This window comes from Kitasatospora sp. NPDC058032 (genome assembly GCF_042885845.1).
Lineage (GTDB): Bacteria > Actinomycetota > Actinomycetes > Streptomycetales > Streptomycetaceae > Kitasatospora.
This window is the reverse complement of the sequence record NZ_JBHVRK010000003.1, coordinates 13,930-32,388: the sequence shown is the minus strand read 5'-3', so window position 1 is coordinate 32,388 and position 18,459 is coordinate 13,930. Positions and strand designations below refer to the sequence as shown.

General features: G+C 74.7%; 14 protein-coding genes and 1 pseudogene. 11 read left to right on the top strand and 4 right to left on the bottom strand.

What is annotated here, in order from left to right; all coding sequences use genetic code 11:
- Positions 1–3 precede the first annotated feature (3 nt).
- The 3 genes and pseudogenes from ACFVUH_RS05550 (at position 4) to ACFVUH_RS05540 (ending at position 4,066) form a co-directional block, all read left to right on the top strand.
- Entirely contained in the window at positions 4–1,290 is a 1,287-nt protein-coding gene (locus ACFVUH_RS05550; RefSeq protein WP_387911375.1) for an adenylate/guanylate cyclase domain-containing protein, read from the top strand.
- Between the two features lie 500 nt (positions 1,291–1,790).
- Positions 1,791–2,927 (top strand): annotated as a pseudogene (locus tag ACFVUH_RS05545) (diguanylate cyclase domain-containing protein); the annotation flags it as partial.
- An 812-nt stretch (positions 2,928–3,739) separates the two neighbouring features.
- The gene (locus ACFVUH_RS05540; protein ID WP_387911373.1) at positions 3,740–4,066 is read left to right on the top strand and encodes a hypothetical protein; all 327 of its coding nucleotides are present in this window, start codon (positions 3,740–3,742) and stop codon (positions 4,064–4,066) included.
- 25 nt (positions 4,067–4,091) lie between these two features.
- On the opposite strand, the gene ACFVUH_RS05535 is transcribed toward ACFVUH_RS05540, so the two are convergent.
- Positions 4,092–4,709 (bottom strand): TetR/AcrR family transcriptional regulator, encoded by a 618-nt coding sequence (locus ACFVUH_RS05535; protein ID WP_387911371.1) that lies wholly within the window; start codon positions 4,707–4,709, stop codon positions 4,092–4,094.
- 119 nt (positions 4,710–4,828) lie between these two features.
- Between ACFVUH_RS05535 and ACFVUH_RS05530 the strand changes: the two genes are divergently transcribed.
- Positions 4,829–6,019 (top strand): macrolide family glycosyltransferase, encoded by a 1,191-nt coding sequence (locus tag ACFVUH_RS05530; protein ID WP_387911369.1) that lies wholly within the window; start codon positions 4,829–4,831, stop codon positions 6,017–6,019.
- Positions 6,020–6,026: 7 nt separating this feature from the next.
- On the opposite strand, the gene fdhD is transcribed toward ACFVUH_RS05530, so the two are convergent.
- Complete coding sequence (gene fdhD, locus ACFVUH_RS05525) at positions 6,027–6,848, bottom strand: formate dehydrogenase accessory sulfurtransferase FdhD (RefSeq protein WP_387911367.1); 822 nt, start codon at positions 6,846–6,848, stop codon at positions 6,027–6,029.
- 184 nt (positions 6,849–7,032) lie between these two features.
- Here fdhD and hutH point away from each other — a divergent pair, with 184 nt between their 5' ends.
- Positions 7,033–8,613, top strand: a complete 1,581-nt coding sequence (hutH, locus tag ACFVUH_RS05520) for a histidine ammonia-lyase (protein ID WP_355358951.1) — start codon at positions 7,033–7,035, stop codon at positions 8,611–8,613.
- 147 nt (positions 8,614–8,760) lie between these two features.
- Here hutH and ACFVUH_RS05515 read toward each other — a convergent pair whose 3' ends face one another.
- Positions 8,761–9,204 (bottom strand): hypothetical protein, encoded by a 444-nt coding sequence (locus ACFVUH_RS05515; protein WP_355358796.1) that lies wholly within the window; start codon positions 9,202–9,204, stop codon positions 8,761–8,763.
- Positions 9,205–9,457: 253 nt separating this feature from the next.
- On the opposite strand from ACFVUH_RS05515, the gene ACFVUH_RS05510 reads away from it, so the two are divergent.
- Positions 9,458–10,327 carry a MurR/RpiR family transcriptional regulator gene (locus ACFVUH_RS05510; protein WP_355358799.1) on the top strand — a complete coding sequence of 290 codons (870 nt, stop codon included), beginning with the start codon at positions 9,458–9,460 and terminating at the stop codon, positions 10,325–10,327.
- A gap of 79 nt (positions 10,328–10,406) precedes the next feature.
- Positions 10,407–10,754: a hypothetical protein gene (locus ACFVUH_RS05505; protein WP_387911365.1), complete on the top strand. Its 348-nt coding sequence runs from the start codon at positions 10,407–10,409 to the stop codon at positions 10,752–10,754.
- Positions 10,755–10,834: 80 nt separating this feature from the next.
- Here the strand turns inward: ACFVUH_RS05505 and ACFVUH_RS05500 are convergent, their stop codons facing one another.
- On the bottom strand, positions 10,835–12,745 hold the full coding sequence (locus ACFVUH_RS05500; RefSeq protein WP_387911363.1) for a ricin-type beta-trefoil lectin domain protein: 1,911 nt from the start codon (positions 12,743–12,745) through the stop codon (positions 10,835–10,837).
- A gap of 204 nt (positions 12,746–12,949) precedes the next feature.
- On the opposite strand from ACFVUH_RS05500, the gene hutU reads away from it, so the two are divergent.
- From hutU to hutI, 4 genes are read left to right on the top strand one after another with little or no spacing between them, the layout of a single operon-like run.
- Positions 12,950–14,605, top strand: a complete 1,656-nt coding sequence (hutU, locus tag ACFVUH_RS05495; RefSeq protein WP_355358954.1) for a urocanate hydratase — start codon at positions 12,950–12,952, stop codon at positions 14,603–14,605.
- Between the two features lie 29 nt (positions 14,606–14,634).
- Complete coding sequence (locus tag ACFVUH_RS05490) at positions 14,635–15,819, top strand: allantoate amidohydrolase (RefSeq protein WP_387911807.1); 1,185 nt, start codon at positions 14,635–14,637, stop codon at positions 15,817–15,819.
- A 20-nt stretch (positions 15,820–15,839) separates the two neighbouring features.
- The gene (locus ACFVUH_RS05485; protein ID WP_387911361.1) at positions 15,840–17,186 is read left to right on the top strand and encodes a formimidoylglutamate deiminase; all 1,347 of its coding nucleotides are present in this window, start codon (positions 15,840–15,842) and stop codon (positions 17,184–17,186) included.
- A 41-nt stretch (positions 17,187–17,227) separates the two neighbouring features.
- The gene (hutI, locus tag ACFVUH_RS05480) at positions 17,228–18,397 is read left to right on the top strand and encodes an imidazolonepropionase (RefSeq protein ID WP_387911805.1); all 1,170 of its coding nucleotides are present in this window, start codon (positions 17,228–17,230) and stop codon (positions 18,395–18,397) included.
- Positions 18,398–18,459 lie beyond the last annotated feature (62 nt).

Here is an 18,459-nt window from a genome sequence, read left to right as displayed (position 1 = left end):
CGGATGCCCCGGATCGCGCGATTCCGTGCGAACATTCCACCTGGCAGCAGTGTGAGGCGCGCCACTGCCCGCCGGGTGGCGGGCGCGCCGGACACGCAGGACACGAGGCGAGTGCGGCGACCGCACGGGGACGGACCGGTGGCAGAGGACGGCAGCAACGGCGGCGGCAACGGCGCCGGCGGCAACGGCGGCCCGGCGGGCTCCGACGACCAGACCGTCGCCCTCGACCTCGAACGCCTGATCCTGGACGCGCCGCGCCGTTACACCCCGTACCAGGCCGCCCGCGCGGCCGACGTCCCGATGGAACTGGCCACCCGCTTCTGGCGGGCGATGGGCTTCCCGGACATCGGACAGTCCAGGGCGCTGACCGACGGTGACGTGATCGCGCTGCGCCGGCTGGCCGGCCTGGTCGAGTCGGGCCTGCTGAGCGAGTCGATGGCGATCCAGGTGGCCCGCTCCACCGGCCAGACCACGGCCCGGCTGGCCGGCTGGCAGATGGACACCTTCCTGGAGAACCTCACCCAGTCCGTCGAACCCGGCCTGACCCGCGCCGACGTCGCGTACCCGCTGGTCGAGCTGCTGCTGCCGGAGCTGGAGCAGTTCCTGGTGTACGTCTGGCGGCGCCAGCTGGCCGCCGTCACCGGCCGGGTGGTGCAGGCCGCCGAGGACAACGAGATCACCAGCGGCAGGCTCGCCGTCTGCTTCGCCGACCTGGTCGGCTTCACCCGGCTGTCGCGGCGGCTGGAGGAGGAGGAGCTCGGCGAGCTGGTCGAGACCTTCGAGAACACCTGCTCCGACCTCATCGCCGGCCAGGGCGGCCGGGTGATCAAGACACTCGGCGACGAGATCCTCTTCGTCTCCGAGGACCCGGTGACCGCCGCCGGGATCGCGCTGGGCCTGATCGAGGCGCTGGCCGAGGACGACACCATCCCCGCGCTGCGGGTCGGCATGGCCTTCGGCACGGTCACCTCGCGGATGGGCGACGTGTTCGGTACGACGGTCAACCTGGCCAGCCGGCTCACCTCGATCGCTCCCAAGGACGCGGTGCTGATCGACGGCGAGTTCGCGGCCGCGCTGGAGCAGAACGGCAGCGTCGCGCCGCCCGACGCGGACGGGCCGGGGCTCGCCGAGGCGCTGTCGGCGGCGGCCGGACTGCCCCCGGCGGGACCGTCGGCCCCGGGGCCGGAGGCCGCCCACCGGTTCAACCTGCAGCCGATGTGGCGCCGGCCGGTGCGCGGGCTCGGGCTGGTCGAGCCGTGGCTGCTCTCCCGGCGGGTGCGCCCCGCGTAGCCGCGCGCCGCCCGGCCGCGCCGCGACGGCACCGCGGCAACCCCGCGACAGCACCGCAGCAACCCCGCCACGGCACCGCGGCAGACCGCGACTGTGCGGCGACACACCACGACACGCCCAACGGCGGACTGCCGCGCGGTCGTGCGGGTGCGAAGTCGAAAACGGGGCATAACCGAACGAATCCGCCATAGTCTTGGTGCAGGCGCCCCGGTGCGATCGGCCGCGGTGGCGGCGCCGTCGGACGGGTAGGAGCGGGTCGGGGTGTGGCCACGCACGCCGCCCGCGGGGGCGGGCGTCCGGACGGACCACCAGCAGGACCGAGCACCAGCAGGACCGAGCACAGGGAGCGAGGCGAGCCGGTGAGCAGCGAGGCGATCATGACGGACCGCGACCGGGCCCAGCAGCCGCCCGTCGTCCCCGAGCCCGGGGCGGGGCAGGCTCCGGGGGACGGTCCGGCCACCGACGCGCGGCTGAAGGCCGTCGTCGAGCTCGCCCAGGACATGGCCGGAGCGCTCACCCCACTGGAGGCCGTCCGGGCCGCCGCCGCCCGCGCCACCGGGGCGCTCGGCGCGACGATGGCCGCCGTCTCGGTCTGGGACCGCGAGTCCGGCCGGCTGCGGGTCCTGGTCAACCACGGCGAACTCGCTCCGGGGGAGGAGGAGCTGCCGGAGGACGAGTCCTACCCGGTGGCCGACTTCCCCGAGATCGTCACGTACCTGGAGGAGCGCTGGACCACCGGCCGGCTGCCGCGCGCCTGGGTGCAGACCGCCGACAGCAGCCAGCCGCACGCCGGGCACGCGCACCCGACCGCCGGCGCGTACTGCCAGGAGCGCGCCGCCGCGCTGCGCCGGCGCGGCCGGGCCTGCTGCGTGGTCGCGCCGATCGTGCTGCACGGGCAGGCCTGGGGCGAGCTCTACCTCGCCCGCACCGCGGGGACGCCCGCCTTCACCGAGGCCGACGCCGACTACGCGACCCTGCTGGCCGCCCAGATCTCGGCCGGCCTGGCCCAGACCGAACGCCTCGCCGACCTGCGCCGGCTCGCCTTCTCCGACCCGCTCACCGGGCTCGCCAACCGGCGTGCGGTGGACGCCCGGCTGGAGAGCGCGCTGGCCGCGCACAACCGGGACAACACCGTGGTCTCGCTGGTGGTCTGCGACGTCAACGGCCTGAAGCGGGTCAACGACCAGCTCGGCCACGAGGTCGGCGACCGGCTGCTCGAACGGTTCGCCCACCAGCTGTCGCTGGCCGCCGCCAAGCTCCCCGGCAGCCTCGCCGCCCGGCTCGGCGGCGACGAGTTCTGCCTGCTCGTCGAGGGGCAGAAGGCGGACGAGGTGGTGGCCGTCGCCGAGGAGCTGTGCGCGCGGGCACTGGCCCTGTCCGAGGGCGAGGGGGTGGCCTGCGGGGTCGCCTCCACCGGCGACTCGATCGGTCCCGTCACCACTCCCGACCGGCTGTTCCGGCTCGCCGACGCCGCCCAGTACCGGGCCAAGGCCGCCCGGGCCGCCCACCCGGTGGTGGCCGGGCGCAGCCACGGCCCCGGCTTCGCCCCCGACCCGACGGTGCTGCTCGCCGACGCCGCCGAGCCGCAGCACCGCGGCGACGGCCGGTTCCGCCCCGGCGGCCGGGCCGGGGCCGGGGACCGGCGGCGGTTCCGCGGCGCCGCGCACAGCGCCGACCCGGGGCAGCTGCTCACGGCGGTGCTCGCCGCGCTAGACCAGCAGGGCGCGGTGCGGGCCGTGCACCCGGCCGACACCATCGGCAAGCTCGCCGTCGTGGCCGAGACCTCGGCCCGGCTGCTGGACGCGGTCGGCTGGTGGATCTCCTACGTGCCGCCCGGCTCGCAGCTGATGCGCACCGCCCGGCACGCCGTCTACCGGATGACCAGCGGGCCGAGCAGCACCCGGGCGGAGACCCAGCGGGCCCAGATCGAGGCCCCGGACGCGGTCTTCGACCTCCGCCACTACCCGATGACCCGCCGGGCCGTGCGCGGCGGCGCCTTCGCCCTGCGGGCGGGCGCGGCGGGCAACGACCCGGCGGAGGAGGCGATGCTGGTGGTCTCCGGCTACCGCGGCATGGTGGCCGCCGGCGGCCAGAACGCGGCGGGCGGCTGGCTCCTGGAGCTCTTCGCCGACGACGCCACCCTCCCGCTCGGGCAGGTCGCCGCCGCACTGCGCGCCCTGACCGCCGTCGCCCTGGCCGGCCCCGCCTCCCCACCGGAAGGCTGAGGCGGGGCCGGCGGCCGGCGCCGATGGCGTCGCTGCTTCGGACGGGCGGGGAGCCGCGGGGCGGGGGGAGTGTGGCGCTTCGGTGACCGGTGTGTCCCGAGCGGGTCGCGGTCCGGTCGCGGGGGTGGGCGCGGCGGGGCGTGCGTGGGAAGGTTTCGGCGGTCGGTGGGCCGTCGGGGCGCCGCCGGGTCGGATGTCGGGGGTTGGTTCCTGTGCGCGCTCGGTTGACGGGTCTGGTTCTGTCCGCGGTGCTCGCCTTCGGCGGCGCCGGAGTGGCCGCCGCTCCGGCGGCCTCGGCGGCGCCGGTGGTGAGCACGGTGAGCACGGCAAGCACGGTGGCGGGTGGCGGGGCCGTCCAGGAGGTCCGGACCGGCGTGACGGCGGACCGGCACGGCACCACCACTCAGCTGGCCAAGGACAAGGACAAGAAAAAGAAGAAGAAGGGCCTCGGCAAGTTCATCGGCCTGATCATCGGCGCCGTCGTGGTGCTGGTGGTGATCGTCGTGATCATCGCCGTGGTGCTGGTGCTGCGCCGCCGCAACCGGTCCTGAACCGGTCCTGAACCGGGCCGCGGGCTCAGCCGCCGGTGGTGCCGAAGGCGCTCAGCAGGGCGGCCGCCACCTGGTCCGCGTAGTCGGCGTCGAGCGAGCCGAGGCCGTGCAGCCAGCGGTAGTACAGCGGGCCGTAGAGGAGTTCGACGGCGAGGTCCAGGTCCGCGTCCGCCCGCAGCTGCCCGGCCTCCCGGGCGGCCCGCAGGCGGTCGCGGGTGACCTCCAGCAGCGGGTCCAGCAGCCGTTCACGGTATTCGCGCAGCAGGTCGGGGTCGGTGAGGACCTCGGCGGCCAGGGCGCGTCCGGTCCGGTTGAAGGCGGGGTCGGCGAGTTCGAGGACGGTGCCCCGCAGGAGGGTCCGGAGGTCCTCGGTGAGGTCGCCGGTGTCGGGGAGGGCGAGGCTGCCGGAGGCGTTCTCGTTGGCGGCGAGGAAGGAGTCGAAGACGACGGCGCCCTTGGACGGCCACCAGCGGTAGATGGTCTGCTTGCCGACGCCGGCGCGGGCGGCGATCTTCTCGATGGTGAGCTTGCCGAAGCCGATCTCGGCGACGAGCTCGCCGGCGGCGGTGAGGATCGCCGTGCGGCTCTGCTCGTTGCGGCGGCTGGGGTCGGGGGCGTTCTGCTGTCTGGCCACGGCGGCCATCCTAACGAGGTGGCGAGACGGACCGTATTGTCTTGACAGCACTCCTTCGGACGGCGCATGCTTATGGAGCATCAGCGAGACGAACCGTCTCGTCTCACGCATATCGAGGGGAACACGAGATGACCCGCTCCAGCGCCCACATCGTCATGGCCTCCATCCCGGCCCACGGCCACGTCAACCCGAGCCTCGCCCTGATCGCCGAACTCGTCGCCCGGGGCCACCGGGTCAGCTACGTCAACGACCCGTCCTTCGCCGAGACCGTCGCCGCCACCGGCGCCACGCTCGTCCCGTACCCGACGGCGCTGCCGCTGGACGCCGATCCCGCGGGGTGGCCGGAGGACCCGGTCGCCGTCCAGGACGTCTTCCTCGACGACGCCCTCGCCATGACCCCCGTCCTGCAGAAACTGTTCGCCGAGGACCGGCCCGACCTGGTGCTCCACGACATCGGCGGTTACGCCGCGCGGGCGGTCGCCGAGGCCCACGGCGTGCCGGTGCTCCAGCTCTCGCCCACCATGGTCGGCTGGGAGGGCTTCGAGCAGGACATGGCCGGGCTCTTCGAGGTGCTCCGCACCGGGCCGGGCGGCCCCGAGCACTACCGGCGGTTCGGCGACTGGCTGGCCGGGACCGGGGCCGTCGAGCGGGACGTCGAGCGGTTCAAGAACCGCCCGGACCGCGCACTCGCACTGATCCCGCGCGCCCTGCAGCCCAACGCCGAGCGGGTCGACCCCGAGCGGATCACCTTCGTCGGCCAGTGCTTCGGCGACCGCGCGCACCAAGGCCGCTGGCAGCGGCCCGACGGCGCGGAGAAGGTGCTGCTGGTCTCGCTCGGCTCGGCCTTCACCGACCGGCCCGCCTTCTACCGGGAGTGCCTGGCGGCCTTCGGCGCCCTGCCCGGCTGGCACGTCGTGCTGCAGGTCGGCAAGTACGTCGACCTCGCCGCGCTCGGCGAGGTGGCGGCCAACGTCGAGGTGCACCGCTGGGTGCCGCAGTTCGACGTGCTGGCGCAGGCGGACGCCTTCGTCACCCACGCCGGCACCGGCGGCGCGAGCGAGGGCCTGTACCACGGCGTGCCGATGATCGCGGTGCCGCAGGCCGTCGACCAGTTCGCCAACGCGGACTCGCTGGTGGCGCTCGGTGTGGCCCGGCGGCTGGACACCGAGGACGCGACGGCCGCCGCGCTGCGTGCCGCACTGCTGGAGCTGACCGGCGACCCGGCGGTGGCCGCCCGCCTCGCCGCGCTGCGTGCCGAGGCCCGCGCCGAGGGCGGCACGGCGCGCGCGGCGGACCTCGTCGAGGCGGAGCTGGGGTGAGGCCCGGTCAGCCGATCCGGTCGGGGCGGGTGTAGACGTTGGCGCCCTCGCCGCGCAGGAAGCCGACCAGGGTGAGGCCCAGCTCCTCGGCGAGGTCCACGGCGAGCGAGGACGGCGCCGAGACCGCGGCCAGCAGCGGTACGCCGGCCAGCGCCGCCTTCTGGGTCAGCTCGAACGAGGCCCGGCCGCTGACCAGGAGCACGTGCCCGGTCAGCGGCAGCCGGCCCTCGCGCAGCGCCCAGCCGACCACCTTGTCCACCGCGTTGTGCCGCCCGACGTCCTCGCGGGCGCAGAGCAGCTCGCCGCTGCGGCCGTCGAACAGTCCGGCGGCGTGCAGGCCGCCGGTGGAGTCGAAGGTCCGCTGGGCGGCGCGCAGCCGGTCCGGCAGTCCGTACAGCAGCGCGGGCGGGACGGTCAGCGGGTCGTCGCCGACCGGGTGGCGGACGTGGGTGCGCACGGCGTCCACGGTGTCCCGGCCGCACAGGCCGCAGGCGCTGGTGGTGAGCAGGTTGCGGTGCGCGGAGAGCGGCAGGGCGGCGGCGCCGCGTGGCGTCGCGTCCACCACGTTGTAGGTGTTGGCGCCGTTCTCGTCGGTTCCGGCGCAGTAGCGCAGCGCCGCGAGGTCCTCGGCGGTGTGCACGATCCCCTCGCCGACCAGGAAGCCCGCCACCAGGTCGAAGTCCTGGCCGGGGGTGCGCATGGTGACGGTGAGCGGTTCGCCGCCGAGCCGGATCTCCAGCGGTTCCTCGGCGGCCAGCGCGTCCGGCCGGAAGGTGCGGCCGTCCCCGCGCAGCCGGAGCACCCGCCGCCGTGCCGTCGCCCGCGTCATCGTCCCGCCTGCCTCTCCGTCCGCCGCGACCGGCGCCCCGCCGTCCGCCTCCCCGCCCCCACAGCGTGCGTCACCGGGCGGGATATTCGAAAATCCTGATGACTGCCCGCATCATGGTCGACTTTCCATCGCACCAGGGTGGTTGTCATATCTTCATTCACCTGATGAGATGGTGTATATGGATATGCACAGTGCTGCGGCCCCCCACGCGCCGCTCGTCCAGGTCGGCAAGGCCGATGTCAGCGCCGAGGACGTGCTGGCCGTCGCCCGGGGGAACGCCCGGGTCGAGATCGGTCCCGACGCGCTCGCCGAGATGGCCGCCGCGCGCGCCCGGATCGACGCCCTGGCCGCCGAACCGCGCCCCGTCTACGGAGTCTCCACCGGCTTCGGCGCCCTCGCCGTCCGGCACATCAGCCCCGAGCTGCGCGCCCAGCTGCAGCGCTCGCTGGTGCGCTCGCACGCCGCGGGCATGGGCCCGGCGGTGGAGCGCGAGGTCGTCCGCGCGCTGATGTTCCTGCGCATGAAGACGCTCGCCAGCGGCCGCACCGGGGTGCGCCCCCTGGTTGCCGGGACCATGGCCGCGATCCTCAACGCCGGCATCACCCCGGTGGTCCGCGAGTTCGGCTCGCTCGGCTGCTCCGGCGACCTCGCGCCGCTCTCGCACTGCGCGCTCGTCCTGATGGGCGAGGGCGTGGCGACCGGTCCCGACGGCGTCGAGAAGCCCGCCGGCGAACTGCTCGCCGCCGCCGGCATCGAGCCCGTCGAGCTGCTGGAGAAGGAGGGCCTCGCCCTCATCAACGGCACCGACGGCATGCTCGGCATGCTCGTCATGGCCATCGCCGACCTGCAGCGGCTGTTCACCACCGCCGACATCACCGCCGCGATGACCCTGGAGGCGCTGCTCGGCACCGACAAGGTGCTCGCCCCCGAGCTGCACGCCCCGATCCGCCCGCACCCCGGGCAGGCGCTGTCCGCCGCCAACATGCTCGCCGTGCTCAAGGGCTCCGGCCTCACCGGCCACCACCAGGACGACGCCCCGCGCGTCCAGGACGCCTACTCGATCCGCTGCGCCCCGCAGGTGGCCGGCGCCGGCCGGGACACCCTCGCGCACGCCCGGCTGGTCGCCTCCCGCGAGCTGGCCGCCTCGGTCGACAACCCGGTGGTGCTGCCGGACGGCCGCGTCGAGTCCAACGGCAACTTCCACGGCGCCCCGGTCGCCTACGTGCTGGACTTCCTCGCCATCGCCGCCGCCGACCTCGGCTCGATCTCCGAGCGCCGCACCGACCGGCTGCTCGACAAGGCCCGTTCGCACGGCCTGCCGGCCTTCCTGGCCGACGACCCGGGCGTGGACTCCGGTCTGATGATCGCCCAGTACACCCAGGCGGCGCTGGTCAGCGAGAACAAGCGGCTCGCGGTGCCGGCCTCGGTCGACTCGATCCCCTCCTCGGCCATGCAGGAGGACCACGTCTCGATGGGCTGGTCCGCCGCTCGCAAGCTGCGTCAGGCGGTGGAGAACCTCGGCCGCATCCTGGCCGTCGAACTCACCGCCGCCGCGCGGGCCCTGGAGATCCGCGGGCAGGCCGACGGCTCCGGCGGCACCCCGGCCCCGGCCACCACCGCCGCGATGGCCGCCGCCCGCGCCGCCGGGGTGGGCGGCGCCGGGCGCGACCGCTTCCTGTCGCCGGACCTGGAGGCCGCGGCCGCGCTGGTCGCCTCCGGCGAGCTGGTGCGGGCCGTCGAGCAGGTCACCGGGCCGCTGGCCTGACGGCGCCGGACGGCCTGACGGCTCGACGGCCTGACGGTCCGACGACGCCCGACGGCCGGACGGACCGCGCGGAGCGGGTGGACCCCGGTGGAGCAGATGGACCGGACGGAGCGGGTGGGAGAGGTGGCGGCGGCTCGGGAGCCCCGGCTACTCCCACTCGCTCCCCGCGTCCGCCGGCCGGCGCCTCTCCTCCGCGCGCTCGGCCAGCGCGGCCGACACATTGACGCCGACGATGCCGCTCCAGCAGACCAGCAGGCCCCAGAACCCGCCGGCGCCGGCGGCGATGCCGGACAGCGGGATGCCCAGCGCCAGGGAGATGACCGGCAGCCGGATGCCCGAACGGCCGGAACGGTGCGGCCGGGGCCCGTACCCCGGCGGGCCGTAGGAGCGGCCGGCCTCGGCCGGGCGGCCGTACCCGTCGGCCGGACCGAGCCGCTCGGCGACCCGGCGCTCCACCCGGGCGTCGAGCCGGGCGTCCAGCCGGGAGAGGAAGGAGTCGATGAGCTCCGACTCGTACTCCTTGCCGAGTTCCTTGCGGGCCTCCAGCGTGGCGTCCAGATCGCGCCGCAGGCTGTCCTGGCGAGTTTCCATGGACACCAGACTGGGCCCGCCGGGCCGGGCCGGTCCACCCGTTCGCCGCTATCTCGGGGCGGACTCAGGGGGATTTCAGGGTCACCCCGAGGCCGCGGGCGGTCGCTGCCCGGTCCGTCCACGGCCCGTCCGGGGCCCGTGCCCGGTCACATTCCGGACGTCTCAGCCGGCGTTCCGTCGTACGAGACGTCTTTGCCAGCGGCCCGCCGCTGCTGCACAGTCATCCGAACAGCTCGCATCCGGAGGTACCGCCATGACCGCCACCGACGACGCCGGCCCGGTCGGTCCCTCCGCCCGGCTGCTCCAGCTCTTCGAAGGCCACCGGCTCACCCCCACCCAGCGGCGGATCGCGCACTCGCTGGTGCGGCACGCCACCCAGGCGCCGTTCCTCTCCAGCGTCGAGGTCGCCGAACTCGCCGGCGTCAGCCAGCCGTCGGTGACCCGCTTCGCGGTGGCCCTCGGTTACGACGGCTACCCGGCGCTGCGCAAGCAGCTGCGCGAACTCGGCGCCGGCGAGCCCGCCGCCCCCGAGAGCCCGGCCGACGCCGTGCGCAACGAGCACCAGCAGGCCGTCCTCGCCGAGATCGAGCACCTGCGCCACCTCGCCGAACTGCTTGCCGACCCCGAGCCCGTCACCCGCGCCGCCCGGCTGCTCGCGGCCTCCCGCCCGCTGCCCGTCCTCGGCCTGCGGGCCGCCTCCGCGCAGGCGCGCGGCTTCGCGTACTTCGCCGCCAAGGTGCACCCGGACATCCGGCTGCTCGACGAGGGCGGCAGCATGCTCGCCGACCGCCTCGAACAGGCCTCCGCGGCGGGCGCGAGCGCGCTGCTCTGCTTCGCCCTGCCGCGCTACCCGCGCGAGCTGATGGACGCCCTGACGGTGGCCCGGGACTGCGGACTGACCGTCATCACGGTGGCCGACAGCGTCTTCGCGCCGGTCGCCAAGCTCTCCGACCTGATGCTGCCGGCCGCCGTCGGCACCGGCCTGGTCTTCGACACGGCCTGCGCGCCGATGATGCTCGGCCGGGTGCTGCTGCAGCGCATGTGCGACGAACTCCCGGGCACCGAGGCGCGGTTGGAGTCCATCGAGCAGTCGGCGGCGGCCCGCGGGCTGTTCCTGGAGTAGGACGCGGCCCGACGCGGCGCCGTATCCGCAGGTTGGCGACCCGTCCGGGGCGGGCATCACTCCGTCAGGGGGTGCCGCCATGCGTGTGATCCACGAGATGAAGTTCGTCGGCCGGCTCGCCTCCGGAGCCGACGAGTGGTCCTGCCCGACCTGCGGACGCCGTGTCACCCTGCGCCGTCTGCCCGACCCCGAACTCACCGTCCTCGACCCGGGCGACGAGACCGTCGTCCACGTCGGGGTGATCGAACCCGATGCCCGTGCCGCCGCGGCCGCCGAACGGTACGGCCTCGGCCCCGTCCAGGAGATCCCTCGCCCGCCCCGCAACCCCGTGCCCCCCGGCGCCCCGGCGGCCGTCGTCCCCGACGACGCCGACCGCCGCTGGCTGGAGGAGATCGGCATCCACTGGGGCGACGACGCGGCCGCGTGACCGGTGCGTGCCGCCGCGCGAACGCGGCAGGGCCCCGCCGCGGAGTGCGGCGGGGCCCTGCCGGTGCGGCCGGTGGAGCCTCAGGCGAGGCGCGTGGCGGCGGGCACGCTGAACTCGAACCGCTGGTTGGCGCCGCTGTTGCAGTCCCACAGGACGAACCGGGTGCCGTTGGCGGTGTTGCCGTTGGGGAGGTCGAGGCAACGGCCGGACTGCGGGTTGAACACCGTGCCGTCCGCCTGCGGCAGCCAGACCTGGTTACCGCCGCCGTTGCACGTCCAGAGTGCGGTCGCGGTGCCGTTGCCGGTGCCGTTCCCGTAGGCGTCGAGGCACAGGGAGCTCGACTTGAGGCTTCCGTCCTTCGCGTCACTGGTGAAGGACTGGCCCCTGGCCGCCCCGCAGTTCTCGACCTGGACCGGCGAGCCGGCCTCGCCGTAGGTGGTCCCGACGGTCGCGCACTTGGTCCGGTCGAGCGCGAGCTTGTAGGTGGAGTCCCAGCCCTTGGCGGGCCCGGCGGCCCGCTGGAGCAGGGCGACGTCGCTGAGCTCGCCCTTGAACCGCGCGTTCGGCGCGCCCTGGTACCGGTACTGCCCGGCCTGGAACGCGCCGGTGGCCCGGAAGGAGTCGCCGGCGGCGTGGTGGCCGGTGGCGACCAGACTGCCGTTGACCTGGAGGGAGATCTGGCCGGTCGGGGCGTTGTAGGCCACGCTCAGCTGGTTCCAGGCACCGGGGGTGAAGTTGGCCGAGCCCGGGGTGTAGGGCTCCACCTGGTCGTAGGACCAGGAGTCGTCGTCCTGCCGGCCCAGCGCGGCGTGCCAGCGGCCGTCGCTCGGGTCGGCCCAGATCGCGAAGGCGCTCGACCGCGCGCCCTCCTGGCTCAGCACCACGCCGCCCTCGGCGGTGGGCTTGGCCCAGGCGGTGACGGTGAAGCTCTCGCGGGTGTCGATCAGCGGGCGGTCGGAGGAGAGTGCTCCGGTGCCGTTCAGGGTGGCGACCGTGGCGGGGCCGGGGACGCTGCGCCCGTCCGGGCCGGTGAACGGGCTCTGGTTGTCCGCCCAGCCGACGCCGGGGCCGGCCGTGAGCGGGGCGGTACCGGCGGAGTCGGCGCCGAGGTGGTCGCGGCCGAGCTGCCACTGGTGCGCCGGGTTCGCCAGGTCCCCCAGCACGGCCGGGCCGGGGTAGACGAAGGTCGGGATGACGGTCTCGGCGGAGTAGTTGCCGGCCTGGTCCACGTCGCGCACGCGCAGCGTGGTCGGGCCCGGCTGGGAGAAGGGGATGTCCACGTTGACGCCAAGGCCGCCCAGGCCGCCGCAGCTCGTCCTGGTCCACGGGTCCGTCTCGTTGGTGCGGTACTCCATGCAGCCGTGGCCGGACGTGTAGATGCGTTCCCAGCTGTAGTCGTCCTGGACCTGGAAGGTGAGGCGGTTGGTGCCGACCTGCGGGGTGCCCATCGACAGCAACTTGATTCGGGGGCCGCGGCGGTCCACCTTGAAGTGGCAGTCGGCGGTGGCCGCGGACCGGTTGCCGTCGGCGTCGGTGCCGACCACGTTCCAGGCGTAGGCGTGGCCCTCCGTCAGCTTGGTCTCGTCGAGCACGAGCTCGGCCTGCGCGCCGGGGGCGAGCCCGTCCACCCGGCCGGTGACGACCTCGGTGTACGGCGCCGCGGTGTCGCGGACGTGGAACTCGGCGCCGAGCGCGCCGGAGGAGCCGTTCACCGTGGCGGCGAGGCTGTTCGTGCCGCCGGCCAGCCAGCCCCAGTTGTTGTAGTTGTCGACGCCGCAGCCGTCGGTGTGGGTCTCGGGGTACAGGGTTCCCGGCGAGACCGGGGTGACGCGGGTGCCGGTGGGGGTCTCCACCGGGGCCGGGTCGGCGGCGTGGGCGGCGAGCGGGGCGCCGGCGAGCAGGCCGACGGCGAGCGCGATGACGCTGCCGCGGGCGGCCGTTCGGCGGATCCGGTCGCTTCGCGACGGTCCCGTCTGGCGTGGCTGGGTCAAGGTCACAGAGATCCCCCCAAGGATCGACCGGACGGGGCGGTCCCGTTGGTTCGTGCACAGCATGGTGGTGCGTCGCGGTGGGCGTCAATGGTTTTCCGGCCGGTGGTGTCCGACCCCTGGCCGAGGGCTGAATGTTTGGATATATTCAGCAAAGTCGAGCCTGAATGAATTCATCCGCAAGGAGACCGGGACATGGTGCAGCAGGTGAGCGGACCGCGCGAGGTGCGGGCGGCACGGGGAACGGCGCTGACGACGCAGGGGTGGCAGCAGGAGGCGGCCCTGCGGATGCTGATGAACAACCTCGACCCCGAGGTGGCCGAGCACCCGTCGAAGCTGGTCGTCTACGGCGGCACCGGCAAGGCGGCGCGCGACTGGCGCTCCTTCGATGCCATGGTGCGCACGCTCCAGGGGCTGAAGCAGGACGAGACCATGCTGGTGCAGTCCGGGCGGCCGGTCGGCGTCATGCAGACCCACGAGTGGGCGCCGCGGGTGCTGATCGCCAACTCCAACCTGGTCGGCGACTGGGCCAACTGGGAGGAGTTCCGCCGGCTGGAGAGCCTCGGGCTCACCATGTACGGGCAGATGACCGCCGGTTCGTGGATCTACATCGGCACCCAGGGCATCCTCCAGGGCACCTACGAGACCTTCGCCGCCGTCGCCGACAAGCGGTTCGACGGCACCCTGGCGGGCACCATCACCCTCACCGCCGGCCTCGGCGGCATGGGCGGCGCCCAGCCGCTGGCCGTCACCATGAACGGCGGCGTGGCGATCTGCGTCGACTGCGACCCGTCCCGGATCGCCCGCCGGATCGAGCACCGCTACCTGGACGTCGAGGCCAAGGACCTCGGCCACGCCCTGGAACTCGCCACCGCCGCCCGCGACAAGCGGCAGCCGCTCTCCATCGGCGTGCTCGGCAACGCCGCCGAGCTGGTCCCGCAGCTGCTCGCGATGGACGCGCCGATCGACATCGTCACCGACCAGACCAGCGCCCACGACCCGCTGAGCTACCTGCCGGTCGGCGTCGCCTTCGACGACATGGCCGACTACGCCGCCGAGAAGCCCGCCGAGTTCACCCAGCGCGCCCGCGAGTCGATGGCCCGGCACGTCGAGGCGATGGTCGGCTTCCAGGACCGCGGCGCCGAGGTCTTCGACTACGGCAACTCGATCCGCGGCGAGGCCCAGCTGGCCGGCTACGACCGCGCCTTCGCCTTCCCCGGCTTCGTCCCCGCCTACATCCGGCCGCTGTTCTGCGAGGGCAAGGGCCCGTTCCGCTGGGCCGCCCTGTCCGGCGACCCGCAGGACATCCGGAAGACCGACAAGGCCGTCCTCGACCTCTTCCCGGAGAACGAGTCGCTGCACCGCTGGATCCGGATGGCCCAGGAGAAGGTGCACTTCCAGGGCCTGCCCGCGCGGATCTGCTGGCTCGGCTACGGCGAGCGCGACAAGGCCGGCGAGCGGTTCAACGACATGGTCGCCTCCGGCGAGCTGTCCGCGCCGATCGTCATCGGCCGCGACCACCTGGACTGCGGCTCGGTCGCCTCCCCCTACCGGGAGACCGAGTCGATGCTCGACGGCTCCGACGCGATCGCCGACTGGCCGCTGCTCAACGCCATGGTCAACGTCGCCTCCGGCGCGTCCTGGGTCTCCATCCACCACGGCGGCGGCGTCGGCATCGGCCGCTCGATCCACGCCGGGCAGGTCACCGTCGCCGACGGCACCGCGCTGGCCGGCGAGAAGATCCGCCGGGTGCTCACCAACGACCCGGGCATGGGCGTCATCCGGCACGTCGACGCCGGCTACGACCGGGCCGTCGAGGTCGCCGACGAGCGCGGTGTCCGCGTCCCGATGGGTGAGCTGTGACCGGGCTGACCGCCGGAAGCTTCGAGCGGATGTGGGCGGAGCTGCTCCCCGTGGGCCGCTCCGCCGCGTCCGGCGGCTACCGCCGGTTCGCCTGGAACGCCGCCGACGCCGAGTGCCGCGCCTGGTTCGCGCAGCAGGCCCGTGACCGCGGCCTGGCCTACGAGCTGGACCGCAACGGCAACCAGTGGGCCTGGCTGGGCGATCCGGAGGCGGGCGGCGCCGTGGTCACCGGCTCGCACCTGGACTCCGTCCCCGACGGCGGCGCCTTCGACGGCCCGCTCGGCGTGGTGTCCTCCTTCGCGGCGCTGGACGAACTGCGTGCCAGGAACTCGCGGTTCAGCAGGCCGCTGGCGATCGTCAACTTCGGCGACGAGGAGGGCGCCCGGTTCGGCGTGGCCTGCATCGGCTCCCGGCTCAGCGCCGGGGTGCTCGGCCGGGAGGCCGCGTACGAGCTGCGCGACGCCGACGGGGTGCGGCTGCCGGACGCGATGGAGCGGGCCGGCCAGGACCCGACCGCGATCGGCGCCGACGGCGAGCGGCTCGCCCGGATCGGCGCCTTCGTCGAGCTCCACGTCGAGCAGGGCCGCCACCTCGCCGAGGACCGGCCGGTCGGCGTCGCCTCGGCGATCTGGCCGCACGGCCGGTGGCGGTTCGACTTCCACGGCGAGGCCAACCACGCCGGCACCACCCGGATCGAGGACCGTCGCGACCCGATGCTGACCTACGCCACCACCGTGCTCGCCGCCCGCAAGAAGGCGCGGCTCGCGGGCGCGCTGGCCACCTTCGGCAAGGTCGCCGTCGAGCCCAACGGCACCAATGCGATCGCCTCGCTGGTCCGCGGCTGGCTGGACTCCCGGGCGGCCGACGAGGCCACCCTCACCGAGCTGGTCGCGGAGATCGAACACGCCGCGGCCGAGCGCGGCGGGCGCGACGGCGTCCGGGTCGAGCTGACCCGTGAGTCCTACACCCCGGTGGTGGACTTCGACGGCCCGCTGCGCGACCGCCTCGCCGCCCGCCTGGGCGGCGCCCCGGTGCTGCCCACCGGCGCGGGACACGACGCCGGGATCCTGGCATCGGCCGTGCCGACCGCCATGCTGTTCGTGCGGAACCCCAGCGGTGTCTCGCACTCCCCGGCGGAACACGCCGAGACGGCCGACTGCCTGGCCGGCGTCGCCGCCCTCGCCGACGTACTGGAGGACCTGGCGTGTCAGTAGGCCGTGCCGGAGGCGCGCAAATGACAACCTTCTGGGCGCAGTACGCGTGGCTGCCGCACGTGAACGGGCCGGTGGTCGAGCAGGACGTCCTGATCGGCACCGGCGCCGACGGCAGGATCACCGAGGTGCGGCCGGACAGCGGGCCCTGCCCGCCCGGCGCCGTCCGGCTGGCGGGGCTGCTGCTGCCGGGCCAGGCCGACGCCCACTCGCACGCCTTCCACCGGGCGCTGCGCGGCCATGTCCAGGTCGGCTCCGGCACCTTCTGGACCTGGCGCGACACCATGTACCGGTTCGCCGGAGCGCTCGACCCGGACCGCTACCTGGCGCTCGCCACCGCCGTCTACGCGGAGATGGCGCTCGCCGGGATCACCGCCGTCGGCGAGTTCCACTACCTGCACCACGCGCCCGGCGGCGTCCGCTACGACGACCCCAACGCGATGGGCGAGGCGCTGATCGAGGCCGCCGCCCGGGCCGGCATCCGGATCACCCTGCTCGACACCTGCTACCTGTCCTCCGGCTTCGGCGCCGAGCCGACCAGGCCGCAGCTCCGGTTCAGCGACGGCGACGCCGACGCCTGGGCCGAGCGGGCCGACGCCCTGCGCCCGCGCGCGCACGCCCGGATCGGCGCCGCCGTCCACTCGGTGCGCGCCGTGCCCGCGGAGCAGCTCGGCACCGTCGCCCACTGGGCGGCGATGCGCGAGGCGCCACTGCACGTCCACCTGTCCGAGCAGACCGCCGAGAACGACGCCTGCCTCGCCGCGCACGGGGTCACCCCGACCCGGCTGCTCGCCGACCACGGCGCGCTCGGCCCGCGCACCTCGGCCGTGCACGCCACCCACCTCACCGAGGAGGACGTCAAGCTGCTGACCGACTCCTCCACCACCGTCTGCATGTGCCCCACGACCGAACGGGACCTCGCGGACGGCATCGGCCCGGCCCGGCAGCTGGCCTCCGGCGGCTGCCCGATCACCCTCGGCAGCGACAGCCACGCCGTCGTCGACCCGTTCGAGGAGGCCCGGGCACTGGAGCTGGACGAGCGGCTGCGCACCCGCACCCGCGGCCACTGGACGGCCAACGCGCTGCTGCGGGCCGGTACCGAGGACGGGCACGCCTCGCTCGGCTGGCCCGAGGCCGGGCGGATCGAGGCCGGCGCCCTGGCCGACTTCACCGTGATCGCGCTGGACTCGGTGCGCACCGCGGGCCCGCCGCCCCGGCTCGGCGCGGAGATCGCGGTGTTCGCGGCCTCGGCGGCGGACGTGCGGCACGTGGTGGTCGGCGGTCGCCAGGTGGTCCGGGACGGCGCGCACCTGCTGGTGCCGGACGTGCCGGGCGCGCTGCGATCCTCGATCGACGCCCTGAGCTGCTGAGCTGTCGTTCTCCCGAAAGGCAAGACGTGACCTCCCCGAGCATTCCGAGCACGCTGATCACCGGCATCGGCACGCTGGTCACCAACGACCCCGCGCACGGGACCGGGCCGCTCGGCCTGCTCACCGACGCGGCGGTGGTGATCGACGGCGACGCCGTCGCCTGGGTCGGCCCGGCCGCCGAGGCGCCCGCCGCCGACGAGCGGTTCGACGCGGCGGGCCGCGCCCTGCTGCCCGGCTTCGTCGACTCGCACGCCCACCTGGTCTTCGCCGGCGACCGCACCGCCGAGTTCAACGCCCGGATGTCCGGGCAGTCCTACTCGGCGGGCGGCATCCGCACCACAGTGGCCGCCACCCGGGCCGCCGCCGACGCCGAGCTGGACGCCAACCTGGCCCGGCTGGTGCGCGAGGCGCTGCGCCAGGGCACCACGCTGCTCGAGTGCAAGTCCGGCTACGGGCTCACCGTCGAGGACGAGTCCCGGGCGCTGCGGATCGCCTCCTCGTACACGCCGGAGACCACCTACCTGGGTGCCCACGTGGTGGCCCCGGAGTTCGCCGACGACCCGGCCGGCTACGTCGAGCTGGTCACCGGCCCGATGCTGGACGCCTGCGCGCCGTACGCCCGCTGGGTGGACGTGTTCTGCGAGAAGGGCGCCTTCGACGGCGACCAGGCGCGGGCGATCCTCACCGCCGGGGTGGAGCGCGGGCTGACCCCCCGGGTGCACGCCAACCAGCTGACGTACGGTCCGGGCGTGCAGCTGGCCGTGGAGCTGGGCGCGGCCTCGGCCGACCACTGCACCCACCTCACCGACGAGGACGTGGCCGCGCTGGCCGGCTCCTCGACGGTGGCGACCCTGCTGCCCGGCGCCGAGTTCTCCACCCGGGCGGTGTACCCGGACGCGCGCCGGCTGCTGGACGCGGGGGCGGTGGTGGCGCTGTCCACCGACTGCAACCCGGGCTCCAGCTTCACCAGCTCGATGGCGTTCTGCATCGCGGTGGCGGTGCGCGAGATGGGCATGACGCCCGACGAGGCCCTCTGGTCGGCGACGGCGGGCGGCGCGCACGCGCTGCGGCGTACGGACGTCGGCACGGTGACGGTGGGCGCGCGGGCGGACCTGCAGCTGCTGGACGCGCCCTCGCACGTGCACCTGGCGTACCGGCCGGGTGTGCCGCTGACGGCGGCGGTCTGGCGCGCGGGCGTGCGCGAGGTCTGAGCGGGGCCCCGGGCAACGGAGGACGGCGGCGGGGCCCCGCCCGGGACCCCGCCGCCGTCCTC